Genomic DNA, 24,869 nt, shown 5'->3' with positions numbered 1-24,869 from the left:
CTCGCCAAATCCATAGGGTAACCAAACCGTCCTCTGACCTTGCAAGCCAACTCCTCCTCCGCCCCCCGCACTGAACGTGCTGTTTTCCGCACGATCTCTGTTCGCGATCTCGCCGCTGACCAGCTTCTTGACCTGTCCAAGAAGATGAAGCTCTCCCTGTCCAAGGCGGACATGCAGGCCGTGCAGCAGATCTTCAATGATGAAGGCCGTGACCCTACCGATGTCGAGCTGGAGGTCATCGCCCAGACCTGGTCAGAGCATTGCAAGCACCGCATTTTCAACGCCAAAATCTCCCATACTCTGGACGGCCAGGACGAGGTCGTGGACAGCCTTTTCAAGACCTACATCCGCAGCGTCACGGAGAAGATCATGGAGCAGAAGCCGGACTTCGTGCTCAGCGCCTTTGTGGACAATGCCGGCTTTGTGAAGCTGGATGATGACAAGGCCGTCTGCCTGAAGGTGGAGACTCATAACCACCCGAGCGCCATCGAGCCCTACGCCGGTGCCAATACCGGTCTCGGCGGTGTGATCCGCGACATTTTGGGCGCTGGCAAGGGCTCCAAGCCCGTTGCCTCCATTGACGTATTCTGCTTCGGCCCGCCAGACACCCGGCAGGAAGACCTGAAGGCCAAAGACGTCATTCACCCCCTCGGCGTCATGCGCGGTGTGGTGCGCGGCGTGCGCGATTACGGCAACCGCATGGGCATCCCCACGGTCAACGGCGCCATCCAGTTTGACGATACCTTCATCTACAATCCGCTCGTCTTTTGCGGCACCGCCGGCATCATCCCGATCCATGACATCGCCAAGGAAGTGAAGCCCGGCCACCTGCTCATCGCCGCTGGCGGCCGCACCGGCAAGGACGGCCTCAAAGGCGCGACTTTCTCCTCCGCCGAGCTGACCACCGATTCTCATGAGGAAGACCAGACCGCCGTGCAAATCGGCAATCCCATTGAGGAAAAAAAGGTGGCCGACTTTGTCCTCGCGGCCCGTGAGGCAGGGCTCATCGAATTCATCACCGACTGCGGCGCAGGCGGTTTCTCCAGCGCAGCTGGGGAGATGCTCAGCGAAGTGGGCGGTGAAGTGTGGCTGGAAAACTGCCCGTTGAAAGAGCCTGGCCTGGAAAGCTGGCAGGTCTTCATTTCCGAATCCCAAGAGCGCATGGTCATGGCCATCGAGGAGCACAACCTGCCCGCCCTCCAGGCCATCGCCGATACCTGGCAGAGCGAGATTTTCATCCTGGCCAAGGCCGATGGCAGCCAGCGCCTCAAAGTCTGGCATCATGGTGAATCCGTCTGCGACCTGCCGGTGGACAAGCTCCACGGCGCACCCCGCCGTGAGATGAAGGCTCACTGGCGCCAGCCTGTGGCCGCCACGCCAAAGATCGTCGTCCGTCCCGAGTCCTGGACGCAGGTGCTCAAGACCGTGCTGGGTGATTTTTCCATCGTCTCCCGCGAGCCCATCATCCGCGAATACGACCACGAAGTGCAGGGCAATACCGTCCTCAAACCCCTGGCCGGTGCCAGCGGTGACGCGCCCCAGGACGGGGCTGTCATCAAGGTGGACGGCAGCAGCCAGCTCGTCGCCCTCGCCTGCGCCCTGCTCCCTGAATGGGGCAAGACCGATCCTCATGCCATGGGCCGCGCCTGTGTGGACGAATGCGTCCGCCAGCTCGTCGCCATGGGAGCGAATCCGGAGCGCATCGCCATCCTGGACAACTTCTGCATGGGCAATCCCGACAGCGAAAAAGAGCTAGGTGCCCTCGTCGAATGCACCAAGGGCATGGCCGAATCCGCCCTGGCCTATGGAGCCCCGTTCGTCTCCGGCAAGGACAGCTTTTACAACTATTTCATCACCGATGAAGGCCCCGTGTCCATCCCTGTCACTCTTTTGGTTAGCGGCTTCGGCGTGATCGAAGACGCCTCCCACGTCATCGGCTCCTCCCTGCGCCGTCCCGGCAGCAAGCTGGCCATCCTGGGCAAGACCACCCCCGGCCTGCGCGGCAGCGTCTTCGCCAAATACACCCAGGGTGCCGGTCTCAACGGAGCCCCGACCTGGAGCGAAACAGACACCTGGTCTAACTACAACAAGTATCACGAGCTGGTGAAAAAAGGCGCCATCCTCGCCACCCACGATCTCTCCGAAGGCGGTCTCGCCATCGCCCTCGCCGAGTTCGCCTTCAGCGGCAAGGCCGGCATCAAAGTGGAGCTGGAAAACTTCCCCGCCTCCAAGGACTGCACCATGGCCGAAATCCTCTTCGGCGAGACTCCCGGCCGCTTCCTCATCGAAGTCGCCCCCGAGCACGTCGAAACCGTCCGCGCCGCCGGAGCCGTCATCATCGGCGAAAGCACCGGCGAACGCTGGCTCCACGTCACCAACCGCGGCACCACCCTCATTGATGCCTCCATCGCCGACCTCAAGCCCATCTGGCAGAACGGTCTGGTGCAGTATTATTGATTCTTGTTCGACCTGTAGATTTTCCGACCATGCCCCACGCCCTTCTCATCAAATTCCCTGGCACTAACTGCGATCTGGAAACCTCCCGCGCTTTGGAAGCGGCCGGTTTCACCGCAGAAGTCCTGCCCATCGCTCACCTGGAGCCGGATTCGCTGGACCAGGCGCAGCTCATTGTTTTTTCCGGCGGCTTCAGCTATGGTGATTACGTCATGAGCGGCCGCATCGCCCAGCTCATCACCAAGCACAAGCTGGGGGAGCGGCTGAAGAAGTTCGTGGCCGATGGCGGTTACGTGCTCGGCATTTGCAACGGCTTTCAAATTCTCACCCAGCTGGACCTGCTTCCGCGTGGCAGCCTGATTCACAACGACACCGGCCGATTCATCTGCCGCTGGGCTCCGCTGAAAAAGAATGGTAACACCAGCCCCTTCCTGAAGGCGCTGCCGGATAACTTCGAACTGCCTGTCGCCCATGCCGAAGGCCGCTTCGTCGGTGAATCCGGTGATGCGGAAAAGTATGTCAAGGACGGGCACGCGGCCCTGCTGTATGGCAAGGACGTCAATGGCTCCAGCGCCCAGATCGCCGGGCTTCAGGATGATACGGGCCGCGTGTTCGGCCTCATGCCCCACCCAGAGCGTTTCATCGCCAAGAATACCCACTACGATCCCGATTGGAACGGGGCCGAGCAGGGCTGGGGTTATTACCTCTTCAAAGGCGTGGCCGAGGCCATGGCGGCGTAAGCCGTGATTTCACTCTGCTCAGTTCCAGCCTCCTGCAAGCTGAAACTAAATTGTCAGCAACATTCTGGATCCTGCACTACTGGGAGAAGTGTTTGCATGATCGTGGTCATCGTGGAGTCAATGAAGTCAAGAGTGCGCTGCTCCATCTGAATATTGCGCATCAGACTTTCCAGCGCTTTGGCCAGATCCGCCTGTGGTGCCATTGTAATGGAGAAAATGGAGGCAAACTGAGGATGCTGCTCACCCAGAAAGCCCAGAAATCCCACAGTCATATCAATGGCGCGGAAATGCTTGCGATAAAAATCAGGAGAACATTCCCGCACGTTTTGGAAACGGCTAAAGGCGGCGAGAGTCTCAAAGGGGGTCGGTGGCGGTTTGAGTTGCTGCCGTCGAAAAAAGTCAAAGAATCCCATGAAATGAAAGGCTGGCAGGAGTGGTCATTTTTATTCTCTTTCACTCACAAATCCCCTGCGGGACGCCTAACTCCTGCGGCCAGTCCAGGTAGGGGCGTCTGATATCGCCCCCAAGGCCGCAGGGAAGGGCTGCGGCATTGTTACGCCGCTTTCACCAGCAACTCTTTGGCGGCTGTTTCAATGCCGGGCAGCAGTTCATCCGGAAGTTCCGTCAGCAGCGGGAGGGCCGGACCGGTCTGGGCGATGCCGGCCAGGGAGACTGCGTGGTGCAGCACCAGGATAGGACTATGGGCATTGCGCTGGTCTTCCAGCGGCAGGAAGATCTCGCGGATCTCCTCGGCACGGTCATATTCCTTGGCATCAATGGCGCGCAGCAGGTCCATGCTCAGGCGCGGGGCGATGCACACGCAACCGGCGGTGAAACCGGTGATGCCGAAATCACGCAGGTGGATGATGGCGGGCTGCTCACCGATGCCGCTGACGATGAGTTCAGGATTCACCATGTCCACCAGCCGGGTGAGGTAAAGGTCATCTGCCGGATTCGGTTTCACCACGGCGTATTTGATCCAGGAAATCAGGCCGTCATTGACCAGGGATTCCGCCAGTTCCGGGGTGATGTAGGACTCGTCCTTGATGTAGAGCACCAGCTTCATGCCCGCCTTTTCCGCCAGATGGCGCACCGCCGTGGCCACGCCAGCAGGCTTGGAGGGGAACAGCGTCGGCAGCAGCATGGCCGTGGGAAATTTGTGCTCCGTCAGGATGGCGGCCTGGTCCATCGCCGTGCCATACATGGGGCCGATGCTCGGCACCATCCACAGGTCTTCCGGGGCCAGCTCCTGCAGCATGTTCAAAAGGGAGTCATACTCAGAGAGGGCGATGTTATAGAGGTTCGCATTGCCGCCATAAAGCAGGGTGCGAATGCCACCGGCATACATGTGGTCAATGAGCTTTTTGTTCTCCGCCGCGTTCAGGCTGAGGTCTGCATTCCGGCACAGCGGCGGGACGGCGATGACGGAGCTGCGGAGATCGGCTGGGGTGACGGGAGTGGTCTTCATGGGATGTCGCGCAGGAAAGAGTTGCAAAGCGGCAGGTCAACAAGAATCACCCGAGGTTGCAGAATCCCCGTTTATGCAGCATGAAACGGCTCCTATGGCCAAAAAACCTGTTGTTCTGATTATCCGTGATGGCTGGGGCATCAACCCCGGCGGCAAAGCCCAGGCGGAAGCCAATGGCGATGCCACCCTCCTCGCCCGCACCCCTTTCCATGACCACCTTTACGCCACCTACCCGCGCGGCACCGTGAGCGCCAGCGGCGAGGACGTGGGCTTGCCGGACGGCCAGATGGGCAACAGCGAAGTAGGCCACCTGAATTTAGGAGCAGGCCGCGTGGTTTATCAGGACCTGACCCGCATCAATAAAAGCATCCGCGATGGCGAGCTGGCCTCCATGCCCGCCCTGGTGGAAGCTTTTGAAAAGGCCAAAGGCAGCCGCCTCCACTTCCTAGGCCTCATCAGCGACGGCGGTGTTCACTCGCATCAGGAGCACCTCGTGGCTCTCTGCAATGCCGCCAAACAGGCCGGTGTGGAGGACATCATGGTCCACGCCATCACCGATGGCCGTGATACCGACCCCAAAGGCGGTGCCGCTTATGTTTCCAAGCTGGAAACCGACCTCACCTTCAGCGGCGCGAAGATCGCCACCGTCATTGGCCGTTATTACGCCATGGACCGCGATACCCGCTGGGACCGCAACAAGCTGGCCTGGGATGCCATTGTCCTGGGGCGCGGTGAATTCCGCACCGATGCCCCTCACGCCGCCATCCGCGCCGCCTATGACCTGGACCCTCGCGGCGATGAGTTCATGCAGCCGATGATCTTCTCCCATGCCAATGAGCCGCGCATCCGCGATGGCGATGTCATCGTGTGGTTTAACTTCCGTGCCGACCGCGCCCGCCAGCTCAGCGATGCCTTTTTGAAGACCGGCTTCGAAGGTTTCGACCGCGAGGTCCACCCCATCGTCAGCTACTACACGCTCACCGAATACGACTCCACGTATTACAGCCTCGGCTGCCGAGTCATCTTCGGGCCGGAGAGCCTGCAAAACAATCTCGGCCAGGTCGTCGCTGCCGCCGGGCTCACCCAGCTCCGTGCGGCGGAGACAGAGAAATATCCGCACGTGACCTTCTTCTTCAACAGCGGCATTGAGGAGCCAAATCCGGGCGAGGACCGCTACCTGGCCATCAGTCCGAAAGAGGTGCCCACCTATGACAAAAAGCCGCAGATGAGCGCTCCGGACCTCACCTTTGAGGTGCTGCGCCGCCTGGACCAATACGACCTCGTCATCATGAACTACGCCAACCCCGACATGGTCGGCCACACGGGCGTCGTCGAAGCCGGTATCCATGCCTGCGAGACCATTGACCTCGGCGTTAAGCTTATCGTCGAAAAAGTCCTCGAACTGGGAGGGCAGCTGTTCATCACCGCCGATCACGGCAACTGCGAGCTCATGCGCAACCCGGACGGCAGCCCGAATACCGCCCACACCACCAATCTCGTCCACGGCATTTATGTTTCTGCAGATGCAGGTGGCGTATCGGTTAAAAACGGGCGTCTGGCCGACATCGCACCCACGCTGCTGGACATGCTGGGAGTGGAAAAATCTGCTGAGATGACAGGGGAAAGCCTGCTGGTCAGGAATTGAGCAGAAGCGGACGCAGACGGCACTCATCTTGGAATAAGAGACTTGTTAAAAACCTTCCCCGGCACTGCCAGATTTTGCGGGCAGTCCGCATCGGCCAGCTTGGTGGCGCGCCTGGCTTGAAAGACTGTGGCCCGGGGAGTTGACGAATGGATGAGGCAGACCGCAGCGCCCGCCCCATCCTGACATTCTTTGTTTGACCGCAGCCCATGCCACCGCCTCTGTCGCGGAATCTATGGGTTCACGACGTTCCTTTCTTCTTTCGGGTGCGGCATTGCTGACTGGCTGCCAGACGGGGCAGATGCCGTTTCAGCAATCCATGCCGATGGCATCGGGAGGGCCGCCGCAGGGTGGGCCGTTCATGCTGGGGATTGATTTCCTGGCTTCGCGAAATTTTGATCTGCTGCGGGGGAAGCGGGTGGGGCTGATCACGAACCATACGAGTGTGAACGGGCGCGGGGAGATGACGCGGACGGTGATGCAGCGGGCACTGGGATCATCCCTGACGGCGCTGTATGCTCCGGAGCATGGCATTGATGGCACCATCGGCGCGGGCATCCATGTGAGCACGCGGCGGGATTCGGTGACGGGGCTGACGGTGTATTCGCTGTATGGGCCGACGCGCAAGCCGACGCCACAGATGCTGGCACCGATTGATGTGATGGTCTTTGACCTCCAGGACATCGGCTGCCGAAGCTACACTTACATCAGCACGATGGCGGTGGCGATGGAGGCCTGTGCGGAGAATGGAAAACACTTTGTGGTGCTGGACCGGCCGAATCCGATGGGCGGCTGGCGGGTAGAAGGGCCGCCTTTGGAGCCCAAGTGGAAGTCTTTTGTGGGCCAGATCCCGGTCCCGTATGTGCATGGTATGACGACGGGGGAACTGGCGATGATGACGTCAGGCAATAAAGGCTGGATATCGCAGTCACCGCGTCTGAATGTGGTGAAGATGCAGGGCTGGTCCCGCAGCATGGTGTGGCAGGACACGGGGCTGCGCTGGTATCGTACATCGCCTAACATTCCGCATGCGACGTCGCCGCTGTATTATGTGGCGACGGGCATCCTAGGAGGGGCCTCGGCGGTGGACATCGGCATCGGCACGGAGAATCCCTTTGGTTATGCGGGGGGCAGCGGGGTGAATGCACAGGCGATGCTGGCGGCCTGCCAGCGCTGGAACATGCCAGGGGTGAGCTTCAGCCTCTACACTCGCAAGGACTTCGGCGGAGTGCGTTTAAATATTCATCCACGGGCGCAGGCGGACCTGACGGCGCTGGATGTGATGCTTCTGGGGGAGCTCAATCGCCTGACCGCAGGCAAGGCACTGAGCCGCATGAGCGGGTCCAAGCTGAATCTCTTTCATAAGGTTTATGGTAGTGAATCCCTTTATAACAACCTAAAGCGTGGAGTGTCTGCCAGTCGCATTGTTTCCGGCTGGGGCGGGTGGGTCAGTTCTTTTCGCAGTGCACGTCAGCGTTATCTGCTGTATTCATAACGTTTCTTCCCCATACAGCGCCTAATTCAAAGAATGTCTTGACCATATTGCTGAGGGCAAGATATTCACCTCTTCTCAGCCCCACCCCGGGCTGCCTCTTACCCCCAAAGGAATTCACGGCGTCTCTATGGCCGTCCCCAAAAAACCAGCTCCCGGAAAGTCAACCATCGCCAAGACTGCTTCATCTCCCGCCCCTGCGGCCGCCTCCAAAAAAAGCGACCAGGAAGAGAAACGCAGAAGGGGACGTCCACGCATTCATCCCGTGGACGAAAGGCCAGCTCAAACACCCGTCGTGGGCCCAGATGGACTGCCCGTAAAACGCAAACGCGGCCGCCCACCAAAGTCTGGCAGTGCGCCAGCCGCCCCGGCGGTCATTTATGATGACATCAATGCGCCGGAGGTCCAGGCGCGTCTGCGCACGCTGATCCTGCTGGCCAAAGAGCAAGACCACCTCACCTGGGATGATGTGAACGAAGCCCTGCCGCTAGGCATCGTGACCACGGACCTGATGGATGAGGTCATCAGCCGGCTGCGGGCAATGGAAATCCGCGTGGTGGAAGATGCGGACCTGACCGGCCAGACAGCCATGAAGCTTCTGGCCCGTGTGGTGGAGGAATCTACCACCAACGAGCGCGCCGACACCAAGCAGCTGGACAGCCTGGACGACCCCGTGCGCATGTATCTGCGCCAGATGGGCCAGGTGCCGCTGCTGACGCGCGACCAGGAAATCCAGATTTCCAAACGCATCGAGAAGGCGGAAATCAGCCTGCAAAGCTGCCTGCAAAACGTTGGTTTTGTGGCCCGTCACTTCCTGCAGTTTGCTGAAAGCCTGTCCAATGGACTGGAACGCTTTGACCGCCTGGTCATTGACCGCAAGGCCGAGGAAAGGGACAACTACTTCAAAAAGCTGACCCCGCTGCTTGACCAGGCCCGGGACAGTTATCAGCGCACATCGGACCTCTACATTGCGCATACCAAAGCCGTGGACAAGAAGAAGGAGTCCAGCCGTGAGGCCTTTAACAACGCCCGCAGCGCCTTCTTCAAGCTCACGGCCAAGTTTTTCTTCAAGCAGAAGATCAATGAGGATTTTGTGGCTCTCATCCAGCAGAAGCTGCGCGAGATGGAGCAGCTGGAGCACGACATCCGGCTGCATCCCAAAAAGGAATCAGCCCTTGAGGCCCTGAACCAGTTTCAGCTCCAGGCCTGGCAGACCGCCGAAGGATATCGCCAGATCGCCGCCGATGCCCGCCGCTGTGTGGCAGAATCCACCCGCGCTAAAACGGAAATGATCGAGGCGAACCTGCGCCTGGTCATCTCCATTGCCAAAAAATACACCAATCGCGGACTCTCCTTTCTGGACCTCATTCAGGAAGGCAACATGGGCCTGATGCGGGCGGTGGAGAAATTCGAATACCGGCGCGGTTACAAATTTTCCACCTACGCCACCTGGTGGATCCGTCAGGCCATCACACGCAGCATTGCGGACCAGGCGCGCACCATCCGCATCCCGGTCCACATGATCGAGACGATCAACAAGCTGATGCGGGTGAACAAGCAGCTCGTCCAGGAACTGGGGCGTGACCCCACGCCGGAAGAGATCGCCGAAGAGATCCACCTGCCGGTGGAGCGCGTGAATGCCGTGCTGCGCATGGCCCAGCAGCCTGTCTCCATGCAGGCCAAGGTGGGCGACAGCGATGGCGACACAGAGTTTGGCGATTTCATTGAGGACAAGGAAGCCCATGATCCCATGGAGCTGACGGCGATGAATCTCCTGCGCGACAAGCTGCGCGATGTGCTGGACACCCTGAACCCCCGCGAGCGCGAAGTGCTGGAGCAGCGCTTTGGCCTGGTGGACGGAGCCGGACGCACGCTGGAGGAAGTAGGCAAGCAGTTCCAGGTGACCCGCGAGCGCATCCGCCAGATCGAGGCAAAGGCGCTGCGCAAGCTGCGCCACCCAACACGCATCCGCAAACTGGGCGGGTTCTTTGGCGGCAGTTGATAAGCTCTCCGGTGGGGTGATTGATTGCTTGCGAAGTCATTTTGTGATTGCCCCTTTTCCGGCAGTTTCACAGAATCATGTTCGCATGAAATACACCCCCCTTGTTACCCTGCTGGCGCTTGCCCTTTCCACCGGCCTTTATGCCCAGACATCGGCTCCAAAGACGAAGGCTAAAGATGCCTCGCCTGCGAAGCCCACAACGCCAGCCGTTACCCTGCCGTCGCAGCCACCGGATGTGCCAGCCATTAAACTGGGCCCCGATGGCAAACCCAAAGCCGGATTCCTGCCCGCTCATGAGAAGTTTGTGAAGATCACCCAGGAAGGTAAAGCACAGCTCGTCTTTCTAGGCGATTCCATCACCGCCGGCTGGGGGGGCAAGAAGGAAATCTGGGACAAGGCCTTCGGTGGCTACCAACCCGCCAATTTCGGCATCGGCGGGGACCGCACACAGCATGTGCTGTGGCGCATCACCAATGGTGAGCTTGTCGCCCCTCTGAAGCCCAAGGCCGTGGTGCTCATGATCGGCACCAACAACTCCGCCTGGGACAGCGCGGAGGGTATTGCCAAAGGTATCACCCGGATTGTAGAAACCATCCGCAGCCAGCAGCCCCAGGCCAAGATCCTGCTCCTGGCCGTCTTTCCCCGGGGTGAAAAAGCCAGCCCGAATCCGCAACGCGACAAGCTGAAAGAGGTGAATGCCACCATCGCCAAACTGGACGACGGCAAGCACATTCACTACCTGGACATCGGCGAAAAATTCCTCGAGCCCGACGGTTCTCTGACCAAAGAAATCATGCCCGATTACCTCCACCTCTCCGCTGCCGGCTACCAGATCTGGGCCGATGCCATCAGCCCCAAGCTGGCTGAGCTGATGAAGTGAAAAGGCGAAGAGTTGAAGCCTGCTTCATCAATGAAAAGCGCGGATACATTCCGCGCTTTTTTGTGGGGGGTGGTGGAACCTCAAGGCTGAGGACCGTGGGTGGTTTCTATTCTGGCTTGGCAGCTTCCACAGCAGGGCTCTCTGGAGCCTCTGCTTTCACTTCCAGAATGATGTTTTCAGGCACGGGTTGCCCCAGGCTCTTCAAGGCTTTGATGGCCAGTTTTCGAAGAATATATTCCCGGCTGTTCTGATTCTTTGCACCAAACGGATCGCTGCCAGACACTTGATACCCACGATTGGTCACAAGCTGTTGCAACAGCACGATCCATTGGCCTCTGGATGCATACTCATCCTCTGCATACCGATAGCTTGATGAACCATTGAAATTGATACGCGGCATCACAAAATCCAGCGTGTCATCCAATTCGTCCCCTTCGGACTTCAGTTCAAAATCCTCCTTTCTCTGATCCCAAGAAGATATTTTGGACTTCCAATCGTCTAACAAATATTGATTTAACTCTTCTGCATAAGGCGGCACGGTATTCATTTCACTGGAAAGCCGGTGCCAGGCTCCGGCAACGCGGGAGGGAGACGTCTTCATGCAATTCTGCCAGAACTTGCCCTCCGGGCTGGCCATTTCAGGATAACGCAGGCCACCATGAATATCCATGAAGGTATTTACTTTCGATTCCTGACCTTTGGCCAAGGCGTAAAGCACGGTGACCTGATCCTCTGCGGACAGTTTCGAACCCAGTTCCACCAATCTGTCCCATCGGGTGCGGCGGGAAATAGAGGTGGCTGCCAGTTCTACAATTCGCTCAACGCCGCTTAACAAAAGAGGCTCCCACTCTGCATCGGTCAAGAATTCATCTGCAAGACGATCATATTTCAAAACCTTCATAGCCATTTCGCGACTGCGATCATCCAGGGTCAGCAACCGTTGAGCGGCCAGTTTGATCACCGGTTGCCATGCCTCCACTGGTATCCTCTTCCGTGGAGGATATTCCAGCATGGGTCCTAACATGGGCTCCATCATCAGCTCCCAAAGCACTTCCCAAAGCAAGCTGGGAACGTTTTCAGGAGATCCAAACACAGTTTTGTCCTTTGGTGGTGAGACAAGGAGTTCAATGCAGTGCCTGAGCAGTTTTTCGGGATCTGTAACGTCCGGCCAAGTACCAGCAAGCAAGACAGGCAACGCAGCCAAGGCTTCGGATTCAACAGTTGTAAGTGTATCCTTTGCGCTCAGCTCATCTCGCCATTTTTCCACCTCTGCCTTCAAACCAGAGCGACCTCCTAAAACTTGAACCAAGCGTAAAGCCGCGATGCGATCTGTCCAGGAGATGTAACGAGGATCCACATCACCCAAACCTAAATGCTGATTCAATGCTGAGGGAGTCAAACTGTTGGTCAGGGTATCATTCTGACTGAATGCAATATCCTCAGGCTGGTAAAAACCCTGGGCGGCATTCGAAATGAGTACTTCAGTCCCATAGCAGGCATATCGGATCTTTGCAGGAATGCCTGTCGCAGGATGGTAGCCCGACATCTTCATATGCTGTCCGGGATCCAGATGTCTTGCCCCAAAACTATGGGCGCACCCACTGCCGATATGCCCCTGCGCCCGCTGCCATGTTGCATCCTCGCGGAGGAACTCGAGTTTGAGATAAATATCGCCATCCTGTGAGTTCAGCGTCAGGCGTTCCGAGGAGCGGTTGACCAGATAAAGCGGCACGCCCTTTTCGCTGGCATTGGCAAAATCTGCGAAGAGAGTTACCTGCCCCATCGGAGCGATCACATGCGCGGGCAACTCCACATTGGGCAGAGCCCAGCTCGAATAGGAATGGAAACGGGCAGATTCATTCAGATCCTCCTTGTTCTCCTGTCCATATGCAGGCCAGTAAAGCAGGAATAGAGAAACGAGGACAGCCCGCTGAGTCATGCAAGCAGGCTATGGATGGGTGGGGAGGGAGTCAAGATTCATCGTCCGCTTTACCAGGCTCGCTGGCAGAACTCAGGCCGGGAAGGCCATGTGCATGGGTGAGTTTATGAAGTTGAGCCTTGGGTTTGAGTCTCAGGACTGCTTGAGGCCGGACCGCGTCACTGTTAAACCTTAGCGGCCAGCTAACGGGGTTGTTCAAATCGGATTTAGCCGAAGCCCTGACCACCAGTCTCGCCGGGAATATTCTCCATCGCGCCAAGGGCCTCCAGTTTACGCCTGTGGAGAAGCCAAGCCCGTACGCCGGGGCGCTCCTGGTGTCCGGCATCGCCGCCTTTAAAGAGTGAGGTGGTCCGCCACTTTCCCGCCACAATCTTTCCCTCCCTTCACTCCCAGGCTTGACCAGCGGATACCGTTTACGGAATACTGAAATCTCCACACGGAAAACCGAAAACTGAATACTCCCTTCCTCAGCCTGTCCAAGAATCCCTGATGACCGTCACCCCGACCCGCACTGCCCCGGAGATCCGTGACCATGAGACTTTGCGTCTCATTGGCCGGGGCGCCTATGGGGAGGTCTGGATGGCGCGTTCCGTCACCGGAGCTCTGCGGGCGGTGAAAGTGGTCTGGCGGGAGGATTATGACCAGGCGGATTCCTTTGAAAGGGAGTTTGAGGCCATCAAGCGCTACGAGCCCATCTCCCGCCGCCATGTCGGCCTGGTGCCCATCCTGCAGGTGGGCCGCAGCGATGAGCAGGGCTTCTATTATTATGTGATGGAGCTGGCCGATGACCTCAAACAGGGCCGCGACATCCAGCCGGACACTTATAAATCCCACACGCTGGGCCTGCAGATGCGCCGGGAAAAGCGCATCCCGGCGGAACGCTGCCTGCAGATCGGCTCCAATGTGGCCGAGGGCCTGCACTTTCTGCACCAGAACAAACTGATCCATCGGGACGTCAAGCCCTCCAATCTCATCTTCATTGATGGCGACTGCCGCCTGGCGGACATCGGGCTGGTGGCCCTGCTCGGCCAGCGCAGCTTCGTTGGCACGGAGGGGTTCGTCGCCCCGGAAGGACCGGGCTCGCCAGAATCAGACATCTTTTCCCTGGGCATGGTGCTTTATGAGGCCAGCACGGGCAAGGACCGGCTGGACTTCCCCGACATCCCCTCCTGTACGGAAAGCGGGGACCGGCTGGATGTCTGGCAGCGCCTGCACCGCGTCATCTGCACCGCCTGTGCGCCGAAGGCGAAGGACCGCTACAGCAGCGCCTATGAGATGGCCCTGGCCCTGCGCGGCCAGCCTCTGCCCTCCCGCCGCCTCTTCTGGTACTGGGCCACCGCCGGCGCGCTCACCCTCACCCTGGCCGTCGGCTTTGGCATGTGGCTGGCCCAGCGGAATGCGGCCCCCGTCCTGGATGTGCAGAAAAGCCTGCCCATGCTCACCATCAAGACCGAACCCGCCGGAGCGGATGTCTTTTCCGGCGAGGACCGCCTGGGCGTCACGCCCCTGTCGCTAAATCCGGAGGAAGGCGTGCCCGTCATCTACCAGCTCCGCCTGCCGGGGCATAAGCAGCTGGAGATTGAGCACAGCGCCAACCGCAGCCGCCCGGCTGAGTACGACCTGCGGCTGGAGGCCACCCGCCTGCCGCAGCCGGGGGAGCGCTGGGCCAACAGCCTCGGCATCGCCTTCAAGCCCGCCCCCACCGGCCACATCAGTGAGCAGCCGGTGGAGATCAAATATTTCAAACGCTTCCTGGAGGCCACCGGCCGCTCCTTTGAGGGCAAAGTGGTCCGCGCCTCCCTGGGGGATACCGCCAAAGACGCCTCCTACTTCGTCGTCGTCCCCGTGGGGGATGCGGAGGCCTTCCGCTTCTGGATGACCGATGCCGACCGCACCGCCGGAGCCCTCAGCCAGGAGCACCACTATGAGGTGGAGCCATTTTATTACGTGGAAAGCGCCGATGCCGGCAATGAAGACATGCCGGAGGACACCGACACCGCTGCCACCAACGATGAAAAGGACTGGCAGGCCTTTCACCTCCGCGTGGAGCGGCAGACCTATGGCAGTGTCGTCATCCACACCACGCCGGAAAAAGTACGCGTCTTCCAGCATGATGAATTCCTGGGCTACACCCCGCTGGAGCTGCCGCGCATTCGCAGCGGCGCCGTGGAGTTTGAGCTGCGGGAGGAGGGCTTTTCCGATGTCGTCCTGGAGGGGGAGGTCCGCCCCGGTGCCCTGCTGGAGCTGTTTTCAGACATGCAGACCCGCCAGGCCGTCACCTTCGGCCGGGAGTGGAAGGCCAACGGCCTGGGGCTGCGCTTTGTCCCCCTCGGGGATGTCATGATTTCCTCCGTGGAGACCCGCCGCCGGGACTATCTGGAATATGCGAAGGCCACCGATGCCCGCCGCCCGGGCAACATGGACGCCGACGGTCGGGGCGGCACCCAGCCCATCGTCGGTATTGACCGGGAAGAAGCCCGCGCCTTCTGCGCCTGGCTGACCGAGCGTGAGCGCAACGCCGGCCTCATCGGCCCCAAGGACCGCTACCGCCTGCCCACCGATGAGGAATGGAGCCGCGCCGTCGGCCTGCCCCTGGAGCGCGGAGCCACCCCGGCGGAGCGCAACGGCCGCATCCGTGGCATTTACCCCTGGGGTTTTGACTGGCCGCCACCGCCCAATGTCGAAAACCTGGCCGACATGAACGCCGGCCGCCGCAACAATCTGGAAAGCTTCATCCCCGGTTACGAGGACCGTTTTCCCCAGCTCGCCCCCGTCGGCGCCTTCCCGCCCAATGAACGCGGCATCATCGGCCTGGGCGGCAATGCCTCCGAATGGGTGGACACCGACTACGACTCCACCGCCAGGCCCGATCCCAAAACCAAAAAAATCCTCGGCACCCTCCGCGGCGGCAACTGGCAGATGGCCAGCCCGGATGAGCTCCTCTCCTCCGCCCGCATCCCCGCCCCTATTGACACCCGCCGCCCCACCGTCAGCTTCCGCATCGTGCTGGAGCGCAGCAAATAAGGCCCCCACCTTTCGCCCATAGCACGTAATCCCCCGGAAAGCGGCGAACGCAAAATCTCTTGCCCCAGGGGGCAAAGCGTGTTCTCTGAACTTTCCCAACCCACCCCATTTACCACTCACATGACCGAACGTCGCGTCGTTATCACCGGAATCGGAACCGTTTCCCCCCTCGGGAACAACAAAGACGATTTCTGGAAAAATCTCCAGGCTGGCAAGAGCGGCATCCGCCGCATCCAGAGCATGGACACCACCAACTATGACTGCAAGATAGCCGGTGAGGTGGTGGACTTCGATCCGACCCCCTACTTCAACAACCACAAGGAAGCCCGCCGCGCCGACCGCTTTTTCCAGCTCGCCATGGCCGCCTCCAAAATGGCCGTCAAGGACAGCGGACTCAACCCCGACGGCCTGGACCCCCACCGCATCGGCGTCATGGTCGGCAGCGGCATCGGCGGCCTCAGCACCATCGAGACCCAGTATGAGATCCTTTTGAACAAAGGCCCCAACCGCGTCTCCCCCTTCCTCATCCCCATGATGATCACCAACATCGCCACCGGCATGATTGCCACCGAGTTTGGTTTCATGGGGCCGAACATGTGCATCACCACCGCCTGCGCCACGTCTAACAACAACATCGGCGAAGCTTGGCGCATCATCAAATTTGGCGATGCCGACGCCATCGTCTGCGGCGGCTCCGAGGCCTCCATCCGCCCCTGCGGCCTTTCCGGCTTTGCCAACATGAAGGCTCTCTCCATGCGTAATGATGATCCTGAAGGCGCCTCCCGCCCCTGGGATACCGGCCGTGACGGCTTCGTCATGGGTGAAGGCTCCGGCGTCGTCGTCATTGAGGAGCTGGAGCACGCGAAAAAGCGCGGTGCCACCATCTATGCCGAGCTGGCCGGATACGGCGTCACCGCCGATGCCTACCACCTCACCGCCCCGCACCCGGAGGGCCTCGGTGCCTCCAAGTGCATGGAAATGGCCTTCCGCCATGCCAAAATGAATCCGGAAGACTTGCAATACGTGAATGCCCACGCCACCTCCACCCCGGTGGGTGACATGTGCGAGCTGCGCGCCATCAAGCGCACCTTTGGCAGCTATGCGCAAAAAGGCCTCCTGGTCTCCGGCACCAAATCCATGACAGGTCATTTGTTAGGCGCCGCCGGCGGCATCGAGCTCGCCGCCTGCATCCTCGCCATCCGCGACCAGGTCGTCCCGCCCACCATCAACGTGGACAACCTGGACCCCGAAGTGGACGTTGACATCGTCGCCAACGAAGCCCGCCCCGCCAAGGTCAATGCCGCCCTCAGCAACAGCTTCGGCTTCGGCGGCCACAACTCCGCCCTGCTCATCAAGAAATTCGTCTGAGTTAAGACTCCTCCCTCTCCGGCCCGCACAGCCCGCCTGTGCGGGCTTTTTATTATCCCTCAGCCTAACAAACAGTCTAATAAAAGGCCATGGCCCATTGGTCACTCCCTCCTCCTCCAAAAAAAATCCTTCACGCTTGAATACTCCTCACAGGCCTCCGTCGAAATGAGCGAACCCAAGTTCACTCCTATGAAAAAAATCATCGCCATCCTCGCTGTTGTAACCGGCATCGGTTTCCTCGCCCCTGCGGAATCGAGCGCCCGTGATTATTGCCACAATGACCGCCGCGTCGTCAGCTACCATTCCTGCGGCACGCCGGTGTACTCTGTTTATCAAGTCTATGGGCGTGACCGTTATGGCCGCCCTCTGGGCCGGTGGGTCACCCAGAGCGCCGGCCACGGCTCCTGCGGCCGCTGCTACTCCCGCTCCAGCCACCGTGGCCACGGCCACGGATATCACTACAGCGGCCACCGGCCCGTGCTTCCAGTGCCTCCGCATCACCGCGTGGCCAGCAGCTTCTTCTTTGGTTTTGGCCGGTAACTGGTCATCCATCTGAGTCCGCTTCCCATCACCGCCGCAGACCTCAGGTTCTGCGGCGGTCGTGTTTTCTTGATTTGCATTTGCCGGACATCTGCCTCCCGTTCTGCCCATGCAGCCCCATCCGCTCCGCCTCCGTCTGGCCGCCCTTTTGGGCCTGGCCGCCATCATCCTCGGCTCCCTGGGTGCGCATGGAAAGGTGCATGATGCGCTGGTGGCCTCCGGCTCCCTGGATAACTGGAAGACCGCCCTCAGCTACCACCTGCCGCACACGGTGCTGCTGGTCCTCCTGGCACTCGTGGGGAGCGCGGGCGGCCGGGGCGCCACCTGGGCCTGGCGCTGCGTCTTCGCCGGGGTGCTGCTTTTCAGCGGCTCCCTGTACATTCATGCCCTCACCCACATCCACGGCCTGGTTTACGTCACGCCTTTTGGCGGGGTCACCATGATGGCAGGCTGGGCCTGCCTGCTTTTTTCCCGCTGGCAGCGCCCGGCATTTTAAACCGGCCCATGCAAGCCTGTGATTGAGTCCTGAACCGTTGGCACGTATTGTTTGGATTAACGAAGAGATGTCCCGCCCAGCCGCCGACCCCTTTCCCCCACCGGGCCCCCCCGGTGGCAGGAAGGCGTCCCCAGCGGACTCCCAGGCCGGCATCCAGCTTCCCGCCCCCCCGCGTGGCCCCCGTGGCCCACGGGACAAAGACGGCCCGCCCTCGCACCGCGATGACATCCTGATCCCGGACTACACGCTCATCAAGCGCATCGGCTCCGGGGCCTATGGGGAGGTCTGGCTGGCGCAGAGCGTCACCGGGGCCTACCGCGCCGTGAAGATTGTGTGGCGGGAGGACTTCGAGCTGACCCGCACCTTCCACCGCGAGTTCCTGGGCATCCAGCAGTTTGAGCCCATCTCCCGTGGCCATCCCTGCATGGTCCACATCCTGCATGTGGGCTGGAATGAAGACCGGGGTTTTTATTATTGCGTCATGGAGCTGGCGGATGATGCGGAGGAAGGGCCTAACTTTGAAAGTGTGCACACCTACGTGCCCCGCACCCTGGGCACGGACATGAAGCGCCATGGCCGCCTGGACCTCATCTTCTGCCGGGATGCCGGGGTTTACCTGGCTGACGCCCTCTATTACATGCATAACCGCGGCCTCACCCACCGCGACATCAAGCCCTCCAACATCATCTTCTGCGGCGGCGTCTGCAAACTCGCGGACATCGGCCTCGTCGCCGGTTTTGGTGAGCGCACCTTTGTGGGCACCGAGGGCTTCGTCCCCCCGGAAGGCCCCGGCACCGCCCAGGCGGACATTTACAGCCTGGGCAAGGTGCTCTATGAAATGAGCAGCGGCAAAGACCGCATGGAATTCCCCGAGGTGCCTGTTAACCTGGGCGATGATGAATGGCCCTTCTGGCTGGACCTGAACCGCGTCATCTGCAAAGCCTGCGCCCCGGACCTGAAAGAGCGCTTCCAGACCGCCGGTGAATTTGCCGAGGCCCTCCAGCGTGTTGGTGAAAAGCGCCCGGAGCGTTTCCTGCGCCGTTTTTCCCGCGCCGCCATCTTCACCCTCATTGGCTCCGCCCTCACCGCCGCTGGCCTCACCGCCGCCAAGTATCAGCAGGAGTGGGCTTACGAGCTGCCGCTGCCGGTGAAGGCCGCCCCGCCCCTGCCCCAGCCGCCGCAGAAAGGCCGCCCCTGGCAGAACATCTACGGCCAGTGGTTCACCTTCAGCAAGGACCGCCACATTGCCGATCTCCCTGTGGAGGTCTCCCTCTTCAGCGCCTTCCTGGATGCCACCGGCCGCGCCGCTGAATTCAGCGTCGGCCAGTTCACCAAGCCGGATAAAAAGGTTCTCAACTGCGCCATGATCCCGGCCGCCGATGCCGATGCCTTCGCCGCCTGGATGACCAGCCGCGACCGCCAGAGCGGCCGCCTGGACATTGACCACGAATACTCCTGGCGGCCCGCCGTCCTGCCCAAGCAGAAAGGCAGCACCCCCCGGCCCGACTGGCAGGCCATCCGCCCGGAGATCGTCCGCGTCCCCTACGGCCGCCTCAGCCTGGACAGCAGCCCGCGCGGAGCCGAGGTCTATGATGGCGAGTTGCGCGTCGGCCGCACGCCCCTGCAGCTTAACAAAGTCCGCGCCGAAAAATTCGAATACGAGATCCGCCTTCCCGGTTACAAGAGCGAGTTTGCCCGTGGCAACCTCAAGGAGCGCCAGGCCATGAGCTTTAACCTCCGCCTCCGTGCCAGCGGCTCCGTCGTCTTTGGCAAGCCCTGGGAAAACAGTCTCGGCATCCAGATGGTCCCCATGGGCCGCGCCATGCTCGCCACCATCGAGACCCGCCGCCAGGACTTTGCCGAGTTCGCCCGCAGCGCCAACCTCCCGCTTGCGGAAGGCCGCATCCTGGATGCAGAGCCCAGCCTCCCCGTCACCCACATCACCCGCGCCGAAGCCGAGCAATTCTGCCGATGGCTGACCGACCGCGAGCGCGCCAAAGGCCTCCTTGAGCCTGACCAGGAATACCGCCTGCCCACCGATGACGAGTGGAGCATGGCCGCCTACCTTCCCCGTGAGCTCGGTACCACCCCCGCCGACCGCAGCAACCGCATCGAGCGAATCTACCCCTGGGGCTTCAGCGACTCACCGGATTCCAAGGTCGCCAACCTCCTGGACAAATCCGTCCCCGACGCCGGCAAAAAATCCGTTCCCGGTTACGATGACGGATTCCCCGGCCTCGCCCCCGTCGGCAGCCTGCGTCCCGACAGCCGCAAGCTCCACGACCTCTCCGGCAACGTCTGGGAATGGATCGCCGATGACTGGGACGCCACCGGCAGCTCCCACGGCGTGGCCCGCGGTGCCGCCTACACCACCTGGGAGCGCAAACAGCTCGAAGCCTCCCACCGCCGCCAGGTCCCCCTCACCGCCCGAGAGGCTGACCTCGGTTTCCGGCTGCTTCTGTCGCCTTCGGGGCTGAATGCCCGGGATGATGAGTGACCCGTATCCGGCAAGGGAAGCCTTAGGCTTGAGAGACAAGATAGCGTCAGAGAAAGGCCGAAGGTGAAGATTTTTCAGGCTTCAGTTTGGCGAAGTTTTTGACACACGGCCTGTCAAGTTTGATCACGCCCGCTCGGCCCGGCCCGGGGTGATGTAGGAGGCTGTTTGATTAGAGTCCAGATCTGTAAAAAACGGCAATGGCAGATTGAAAACCGGCTTTACCAAATCTCCCGTGATTAATCGCGGCATCCGGTTTAAAGACAAAATCCAGTGATGCAAAGAGTTTGAAGTTGGCCGGAAAGCGGCTAGGAAAGGCGCGGTCTGGGCTTTGACGGCGAAATTTTTGGGGATGCTTTTCTCCAGGATGCGGCGGCCAGGGCCTGGATGTTTGTTGTTACCACCCCCCACTCAGCTATTTAAAACTCCCCATGCTTACCATCGGTCATCCGTTCCCTGAATTTCGTTCCAAGGCCTGCAATGGCGTCACCAATGACGACATCATCGAAATCACCCACGAGTCCTACCCGGGGAAGTGGAAGTTTTTCCTGTTTTATCCGAAGGACTTTACTTTTGTGTGCCCGACGGAGCTGGTGGAGTTTGGCAAGCGGGTGCGGGATTTTGCGGACCGGGATACACAGCTCATCGGCGGGTCCACGGACAATGAATTCTCCCACCTGGCGTGGAAGCAGTCGCGTGAGGACCTCTCGGCGCTGAAGTATCCGCTCATCGCGGCGCAGAAGCTGGCGGGTGACCTGGGCATCCTGGATCCGGTGGAGCATGTGTGCCTGCGCGCCAGCTTCCTGGTGGACCCGAACGGCGTCATCCAGTGGGTGAACGTGAACAACCTGTCCGTGGGGCGCAGCGTGGAAGAGGCTCTGCGGGTCCTGGATGCGGTGCAGTCCGATGAACTGTGCCCGTGCAACTGGAAGAAGGGCGAGAAGACCCTGAAGGTCTGATTTCACGCTGCTTTTTTAAGCAAACTTTTGCGGGGCTGGAAAATCCGGCCCCGCTTTTTTCCTTTTCCCTTTCTATCTCCCTCTATTCTTATGTCCCAAATTGATGCTCTTCGTGATCTGTTGCCTGAGGCGGCCAAAGATCTGCGGCTGAATCTGCAGGCAGTGCTGCGGCCGGAAAATCTGACCTCTGACCAGGCATGGGGCATTGCGCTCACGTCTGCCTACTTTATGAACCATACGGCGCTGCGAGATGCGGTGCTGGCGGATGGGCAGGCAGCCGGGCTGGGCGAGGCAGTCATTGATGATGCCAAGGCGGCGGCCTCTATCATGGGCATGAACACGGTGTATTACCGGTTCCGCCATCTGGTGGAAAAGGAAAGCTATACGACGATGCCGGCCCGCCTGCGCATGCTGCGGATGGGCCAGCCGAAGACGGACAAGGCGACCTTTGAACTGATGTCCATGGCCTGCGCAGCCCTGGCCGGGTGCGGCATGTGCCTCCAGGCCCATGAGGCGACTCTGACCCAGCATGGGGTGAGCGAGGCGGCGATCCATGATTCCGTACGGATCGCAGCGGTGATGCAGGGTACGGCGGTGGGGCTGGGGATTGGGGTGTAGGGACTTCCAAGCGATGCGGGCATTCGCTTCGCGGCTACGCAACGTGCCTGCAACGAAGGCCCGTGCGCATTCCAACACCTCAAAGAATTGCAGGCATGAGTGCCCACATCACCTACTGCACTGTCGCCTGAATGGCTTCGGGGACGGATTTGGTGCCGATGAGCTGATAGTCGTTGAAGGGGCCATCGGCGCTGGTTTTGGGCCAGGTGGCGGAGTCTGCGAACTGTTCGTCGTCTTGGTACTGTTTTTTCAAGCGGGTGAGTTCGTTCTTCAGCTCGATGAATTTGGCGGCGATTTCAGGTTTGTCGGCATCGCTTTGGGAGTGGAGGAGGTTGCGCTGCTCAGTGGGGTCGGCGGTGAGGTCGAAGAGCTCGTAGGCGTCCTGTTTCCAGTAATGGATGAGCTTGTGGGTGGCGGTGCGGACGCCCAGGTGGGCGACGGTGTTGTGGTGGCCGGGGTCGTGATAATAGCGGTAGTAGAAGCTGCTGGGCCAGTCTTTCGGCATTTCGCCACGGAGAAGGGGGGCGAGGGAGCGGCCCTGCATGAAGGCGGGGACGGGGAGGCCGGCGAGGTCCAGGAAGGTGGGGGCGAGATCGAGGTTGGAGACCATCAGGGACGGGACGTTGCCGGCTTTGATGCCGGGGCCTTTGGCGAGGAGGGGGACATTGAGGCCGGGCTCATACATGAAGCGTTTGTCGTAGAGGCCGAGGTCGCCAAGATACCAGCCGTTGTCGGCGGAATAGATGACAATGGTGTTTTCGGCCAGGCCGGTTTCATCCAGGTAATCCAGCACCTTGCCGACGCCGTCATCCACGCCCTGGACGCAGGCGAGGTAGTCGCGCATGTAGCGCTGGTATTTCCATTTCACGAGTTCCTTGCCGGTGAGGAGTTTGCCTTCCACCTCCAGTTCCATGGGCTTCACCTGCATCCACTTTTGCAAAGCCGGGCCTTTGAGATCGGCGGGCGGGGTAAGCTTTAAATCGCGGCGGGTGAGGTCCCGGGCGACGGTCTGCTCATTGATAGGCAGGGCGGTGGGTCGGGTGGCGTAATCGTCCCAGAGGGTTTCGGGTTCGGGGATGACCTTGTCCTTGAACATCGCCTTGTGGCGCTCGGCGGGCTCCCAGGCGCGGTGGGGGGCCTTTTGATGGAGCATGAGGAAGAAAGGCTTGTCCTGCGGGCGGGTCTTGATCCACTCGATGCCGAGGTCGGTGGTGATGTCGGTGCAGTGGCCTTCGATGCTGAGCTTTTTGCCGTTGACGAGGAAGGTGGGATTCCAATAATTGCCCTGGCCTGGCAGGACGATCCAGCGGTCAAAGCCGGTGGGATCGGACCCGAGGTGCCACTTGCCGACCATGCCGGTGTGGTAGCCGCCCTTTTGCAGGTGCTTGGCGACGTGGTCGCGCGAGCCGTCGAATTTATTGAAAACGGGCACGCCATTGAGGTGGGAATACTGCCCGGTGAGCAGGGTGGCGCGGCTGGGGGTGCAGATGGAATTAGTGACGAAGGACTGGGTGAAACGGGTGCCGCCTTTGGCCAGACGGTCAATGTGCGGGGTCTGGTTGACCTTGGAGCCGTAGGCGCTGATGGCGTGCTGGGCGTGGTCGTCCGAAAAAATGAAGAGGATGTTCGGCTGGGCCGCTGGGGCGGTGGATACAGCCACAAGAAGGGCGGCGAGGAAGAGGAGGCGGCGGATCATGTATGCGGTGGTAACGCGCGGGAGGCGGGGATATTTCAGGATGATGTCGGGGCGGGACGCCCCAACGCCTTGGTCCAAGCAATCAGGTTAAGACTCGAAACGCAGACCGGCGGGGTAGGAGCCGACACTGCGGAGAGTGGCACCGTCGGTGCGGGTCTGGTCCAGGGCGGCCTGGACGTGAGGGTCGGCGGGGGAGCCTTCGATCTCGATGTAGAAGCGGTATTTGTTAGGCTGGCCGCGGATGGGGCGGGATTCCAGGCGCTTCATGTTGATGGCGCTGTCGCTGAGTGGGGTGAGGAAGCGGCAGAGACTGCCTGCGCGGTCGGGCAGCTCGACAACGAGGGCGGTGCGGTTGTTGGCCGTGCTGGCGGCGTTTTCCTGATGACCGAGGAGGAAGAACTGGGTGATGTTGGGGACCTCTCCGGCGATGGGGAAATGCAGGATGTCCAGGCTGTGGCGCTGGGCGTTTTGACGGGGGCCGATAGCGGCGGCACCTTCCTGGCTGGAGGCTTTTTCGGCGGCTTTGGCAGTGCTGGCTTCGACGATGCGCTTCGCATCCGGGTAGTTGCTTTTCAGCCATTCATCACAATGGAAGAAGGGCATGGCATGAGAGTGGATGGTCTTGATGTCTGAGCAATGGCGACCGAGGAGGGCGAGTTTCACGTCGAGGGTCAGCTCTTCGAGAATGTGCAATCCGCAGCGCTCATCCACCAGCCGGTCCACGGTATCCACGATGAAACCACCGGAGGAGTTTTCGATGGGGACGATGCCGAGGGCTTCCGGATGGGTGCGGATGAAGTCAAAGACCTCGCCAATGCCCGCCATGAGCTGCACGGGGACATCAGGAAAACGCATCTGGGTCAGCAGGTGCGAGAAGCTGCCTTCCGGGCCGAGGCAGGCGAGGGTCTGGGGGTGAGATGTGTTGGTCATCCGTGCGACCCATGCTCTACCGCAGGGGCGGGGAGGTCAAGGGAGCAACGGGGGGAATGCAGAATGACGAATGCCGAATGACGAATGCCGAATGACGAAGGAGTCCGGTGAGGGGCAGTGGGCGGAA

Annotated in this window: 18 protein-coding genes; 13 read left to right on the top strand and 5 right to left on the bottom strand. The window is 60.5% G+C overall.

Annotated features, from left to right (window positions below):
- The first annotated feature begins 39 nt into the window (after positions 1 to 39).
- Positions 40 to 2,457: a phosphoribosylformylglycinamidine synthase subunit PurL gene (gene purL / locus WJU23_RS01900; RefSeq protein WP_346330830.1), complete on the top strand. Its 2,418-nt coding sequence runs from the start codon at positions 40 to 42 to the stop codon at positions 2,455 to 2,457.
- Positions 2,458 to 2,486: 29 nt separating this feature from the next.
- Positions 2,487 to 3,194 carry a phosphoribosylformylglycinamidine synthase I gene (gene purQ / locus WJU23_RS01895; RefSeq protein ID WP_346330829.1) on the top strand — a complete coding sequence of 236 codons (708 nt, stop codon included), beginning with the start codon at positions 2,487 to 2,489 and terminating at the stop codon, positions 3,192 to 3,194.
- Positions 3,195 to 3,247: 53 nt separating this feature from the next.
- On the opposite strand, the gene WJU23_RS01890 is transcribed toward purQ, so the two are convergent.
- The gene (locus WJU23_RS01890; RefSeq protein ID WP_346330828.1) at positions 3,248 to 3,607 is read right to left on the bottom strand and encodes a hypothetical protein; all 360 of its coding nucleotides are present in this window, start codon (positions 3,605 to 3,607) and stop codon (positions 3,248 to 3,250) included.
- Between the two features lie 140 nt (positions 3,608 to 3,747).
- A complete protein-coding gene (locus WJU23_RS01885; RefSeq protein ID WP_346330827.1) occupies positions 3,748 to 4,662 on the bottom strand; it encodes a dihydrodipicolinate synthase family protein in 915 nt (304 codons plus the stop codon).
- Between the two features lie 94 nt (positions 4,663 to 4,756).
- On the opposite strand from WJU23_RS01885, the gene gpmI reads away from it, so the two are divergent.
- The 4 genes from gpmI (at position 4,757) to WJU23_RS01865 (ending at position 10,678) form a co-directional block, all read left to right on the top strand.
- Positions 4,757 to 6,307 (top strand): 2,3-bisphosphoglycerate-independent phosphoglycerate mutase, encoded by a 1,551-nt coding sequence (gene gpmI, locus WJU23_RS01880; protein WP_346330826.1) that lies wholly within the window; start codon positions 4,757 to 4,759, stop codon positions 6,305 to 6,307.
- 232 nt (positions 6,308 to 6,539) lie between these two features.
- The gene (locus WJU23_RS01875) at positions 6,540 to 7,799 is read left to right on the top strand and encodes a DUF1343 domain-containing protein (protein ID WP_346330825.1); all 1,260 of its coding nucleotides are present in this window, start codon (positions 6,540 to 6,542) and stop codon (positions 7,797 to 7,799) included.
- A gap of 127 nt (positions 7,800 to 7,926) precedes the next feature.
- Entirely contained in the window at positions 7,927 to 9,798 is a 1,872-nt protein-coding gene (rpoD, locus tag WJU23_RS01870) for an RNA polymerase sigma factor RpoD (protein WP_346330824.1), read from the top strand.
- Between the two features lie 85 nt (positions 9,799 to 9,883).
- Positions 9,884 to 10,678 (top strand): GDSL-type esterase/lipase family protein, encoded by a 795-nt coding sequence (locus WJU23_RS01865; protein ID WP_346330823.1) that lies wholly within the window; start codon positions 9,884 to 9,886, stop codon positions 10,676 to 10,678.
- 106 nt (positions 10,679 to 10,784) lie between these two features.
- Here WJU23_RS01865 and WJU23_RS01860 read toward each other — a convergent pair whose 3' ends face one another.
- Complete coding sequence (locus tag WJU23_RS01860; RefSeq protein ID WP_346330822.1) at positions 10,785 to 12,617, bottom strand: hypothetical protein; 1,833 nt, start codon at positions 12,615 to 12,617, stop codon at positions 10,785 to 10,787.
- A gap of 489 nt (positions 12,618 to 13,106) precedes the next feature.
- On the opposite strand from WJU23_RS01860, the gene WJU23_RS01855 reads away from it, so the two are divergent.
- The 7 genes from WJU23_RS01855 to WJU23_RS01825 all read left to right on the top strand — a co-directional run bounded on the left by WJU23_RS01855 (position 13,107) and on the right by WJU23_RS01825 (position 22,116).
- Entirely contained in the window at positions 13,107 to 15,641 is a 2,535-nt protein-coding gene (locus tag WJU23_RS01855; RefSeq protein ID WP_346330821.1) for a bifunctional serine/threonine-protein kinase/formylglycine-generating enzyme family protein, read from the top strand.
- A gap of 120 nt (positions 15,642 to 15,761) precedes the next feature.
- Positions 15,762 to 17,009: a beta-ketoacyl-ACP synthase II gene (fabF, locus tag WJU23_RS01850; protein ID WP_346330820.1), complete on the top strand. Its 1,248-nt coding sequence runs from the start codon at positions 15,762 to 15,764 to the stop codon at positions 17,007 to 17,009.
- Positions 17,010 to 17,198: 189 nt separating this feature from the next.
- Positions 17,199 to 17,549, top strand: coding sequence for a hypothetical protein (locus tag WJU23_RS01845; protein WP_346330819.1), 351 nt, complete (start codon positions 17,199 to 17,201; stop codon positions 17,547 to 17,549).
- Positions 17,550 to 17,658: 109 nt separating this feature from the next.
- Positions 17,659 to 18,045 carry a DUF423 domain-containing protein gene (locus WJU23_RS01840; protein WP_346330818.1) on the top strand — a complete coding sequence of 129 codons (387 nt, stop codon included), beginning with the start codon at positions 17,659 to 17,661 and terminating at the stop codon, positions 18,043 to 18,045.
- Positions 18,046 to 18,112: 67 nt separating this feature from the next.
- Entirely contained in the window at positions 18,113 to 20,542 is a 2,430-nt protein-coding gene (locus WJU23_RS01835) for a bifunctional serine/threonine-protein kinase/formylglycine-generating enzyme family protein (protein ID WP_346330817.1), read from the top strand.
- Positions 20,543 to 20,970: 428 nt separating this feature from the next.
- The gene (locus WJU23_RS01830) at positions 20,971 to 21,498 is read left to right on the top strand and encodes a peroxiredoxin (RefSeq protein ID WP_346330816.1); all 528 of its coding nucleotides are present in this window, start codon (positions 20,971 to 20,973) and stop codon (positions 21,496 to 21,498) included.
- 90 nt (positions 21,499 to 21,588) lie between these two features.
- On the top strand, positions 21,589 to 22,116 hold the full coding sequence (locus WJU23_RS01825) for a carboxymuconolactone decarboxylase family protein (RefSeq protein WP_346330815.1): 528 nt from the start codon (positions 21,589 to 21,591) through the stop codon (positions 22,114 to 22,116).
- Between the two features lie 112 nt (positions 22,117 to 22,228).
- Here WJU23_RS01825 and WJU23_RS01820 read toward each other — a convergent pair whose 3' ends face one another.
- Both WJU23_RS01820 and WJU23_RS01815 read right to left on the bottom strand, forming a co-directional pair.
- Positions 22,229 to 23,812: a sulfatase gene (locus WJU23_RS01820; RefSeq protein ID WP_346330814.1), complete on the bottom strand. Its 1,584-nt coding sequence runs from the start codon at positions 23,810 to 23,812 to the stop codon at positions 22,229 to 22,231.
- 87 nt (positions 23,813 to 23,899) lie between these two features.
- Positions 23,900 to 24,742 (bottom strand): prephenate dehydratase domain-containing protein, encoded by an 843-nt coding sequence (locus tag WJU23_RS01815; protein ID WP_346330813.1) that lies wholly within the window; start codon positions 24,740 to 24,742, stop codon positions 23,900 to 23,902.
- Between the last annotated feature and the right edge of the window lie 127 nt (positions 24,743 to 24,869).

It is taken from the genome of Prosthecobacter sp. SYSU 5D2, assembly GCF_039655865.1.
Lineage (GTDB): Bacteria > Verrucomicrobiota > Verrucomicrobiia > Verrucomicrobiales > Verrucomicrobiaceae > Prosthecobacter.
This window is presented reverse-complemented; position numbering and strand designations above follow the sequence as displayed.

Coding starts and splice junctions, on each gene's coding strand:
- WJU23_RS01835 (WP_346330817.1), top strand. CDS start 18,113: ATGTCCCGCCCAGCCGCCGACCCCTTTCCCCCACCGGGCCCCCCCGGT.
- rpoD (WP_346330824.1), top strand. CDS start 7,927: ATGGCCGTCCCCAAAAAACCAGCTCCCGGAAAGTCAACCATCGCCAAG.
- fabF (WP_346330820.1), top strand. CDS start 15,762: ATGACCGAACGTCGCGTCGTTATCACCGGAATCGGAACCGTTTCCCCC.
- WJU23_RS01845 (WP_346330819.1), top strand. CDS start 17,199: ATGAAAAAAATCATCGCCATCCTCGCTGTTGTAACCGGCATCGGTTTC.
- purQ (WP_346330829.1), top strand. CDS start 2,487: ATGCCCCACGCCCTTCTCATCAAATTCCCTGGCACTAACTGCGATCTG.
- WJU23_RS01855 (WP_346330821.1), top strand. CDS start 13,107: ATGACCGTCACCCCGACCCGCACTGCCCCGGAGATCCGTGACCATGAG.
- WJU23_RS01820 (WP_346330814.1), bottom strand. CDS start 23,812: ATGATCCGCCGCCTCCTCTTCCTCGCCGCCCTTCTTGTGGCTGTATCC.
- WJU23_RS01830 (WP_346330816.1), top strand. CDS start 20,971: ATGCTTACCATCGGTCATCCGTTCCCTGAATTTCGTTCCAAGGCCTGC.
- WJU23_RS01860 (WP_346330822.1), bottom strand. CDS start 12,617: ATGACTCAGCGGGCTGTCCTCGTTTCTCTATTCCTGCTTTACTGGCCT.
- WJU23_RS01865 (WP_346330823.1), top strand. CDS start 9,884: ATGAAATACACCCCCCTTGTTACCCTGCTGGCGCTTGCCCTTTCCACC.
- WJU23_RS01885 (WP_346330827.1), bottom strand. CDS start 4,662: ATGAAGACCACTCCCGTCACCCCAGCCGATCTCCGCAGCTCCGTCATC.
- WJU23_RS01825 (WP_346330815.1), top strand. CDS start 21,589: ATGTCCCAAATTGATGCTCTTCGTGATCTGTTGCCTGAGGCGGCCAAA.
- gpmI (WP_346330826.1), top strand. CDS start 4,757: ATGGCCAAAAAACCTGTTGTTCTGATTATCCGTGATGGCTGGGGCATC.
- WJU23_RS01815 (WP_346330813.1), bottom strand. CDS start 24,742: ATGACCAACACATCTCACCCCCAGACCCTCGCCTGCCTCGGCCCGGAA.
- WJU23_RS01890 (WP_346330828.1), bottom strand. CDS start 3,607: ATGGGATTCTTTGACTTTTTTCGACGGCAGCAACTCAAACCGCCACCG.
- WJU23_RS01840 (WP_346330818.1), top strand. CDS start 17,659: ATGCAGCCCCATCCGCTCCGCCTCCGTCTGGCCGCCCTTTTGGGCCTG.
- WJU23_RS01875 (WP_346330825.1), top strand. CDS start 6,540: ATGGGTTCACGACGTTCCTTTCTTCTTTCGGGTGCGGCATTGCTGACT.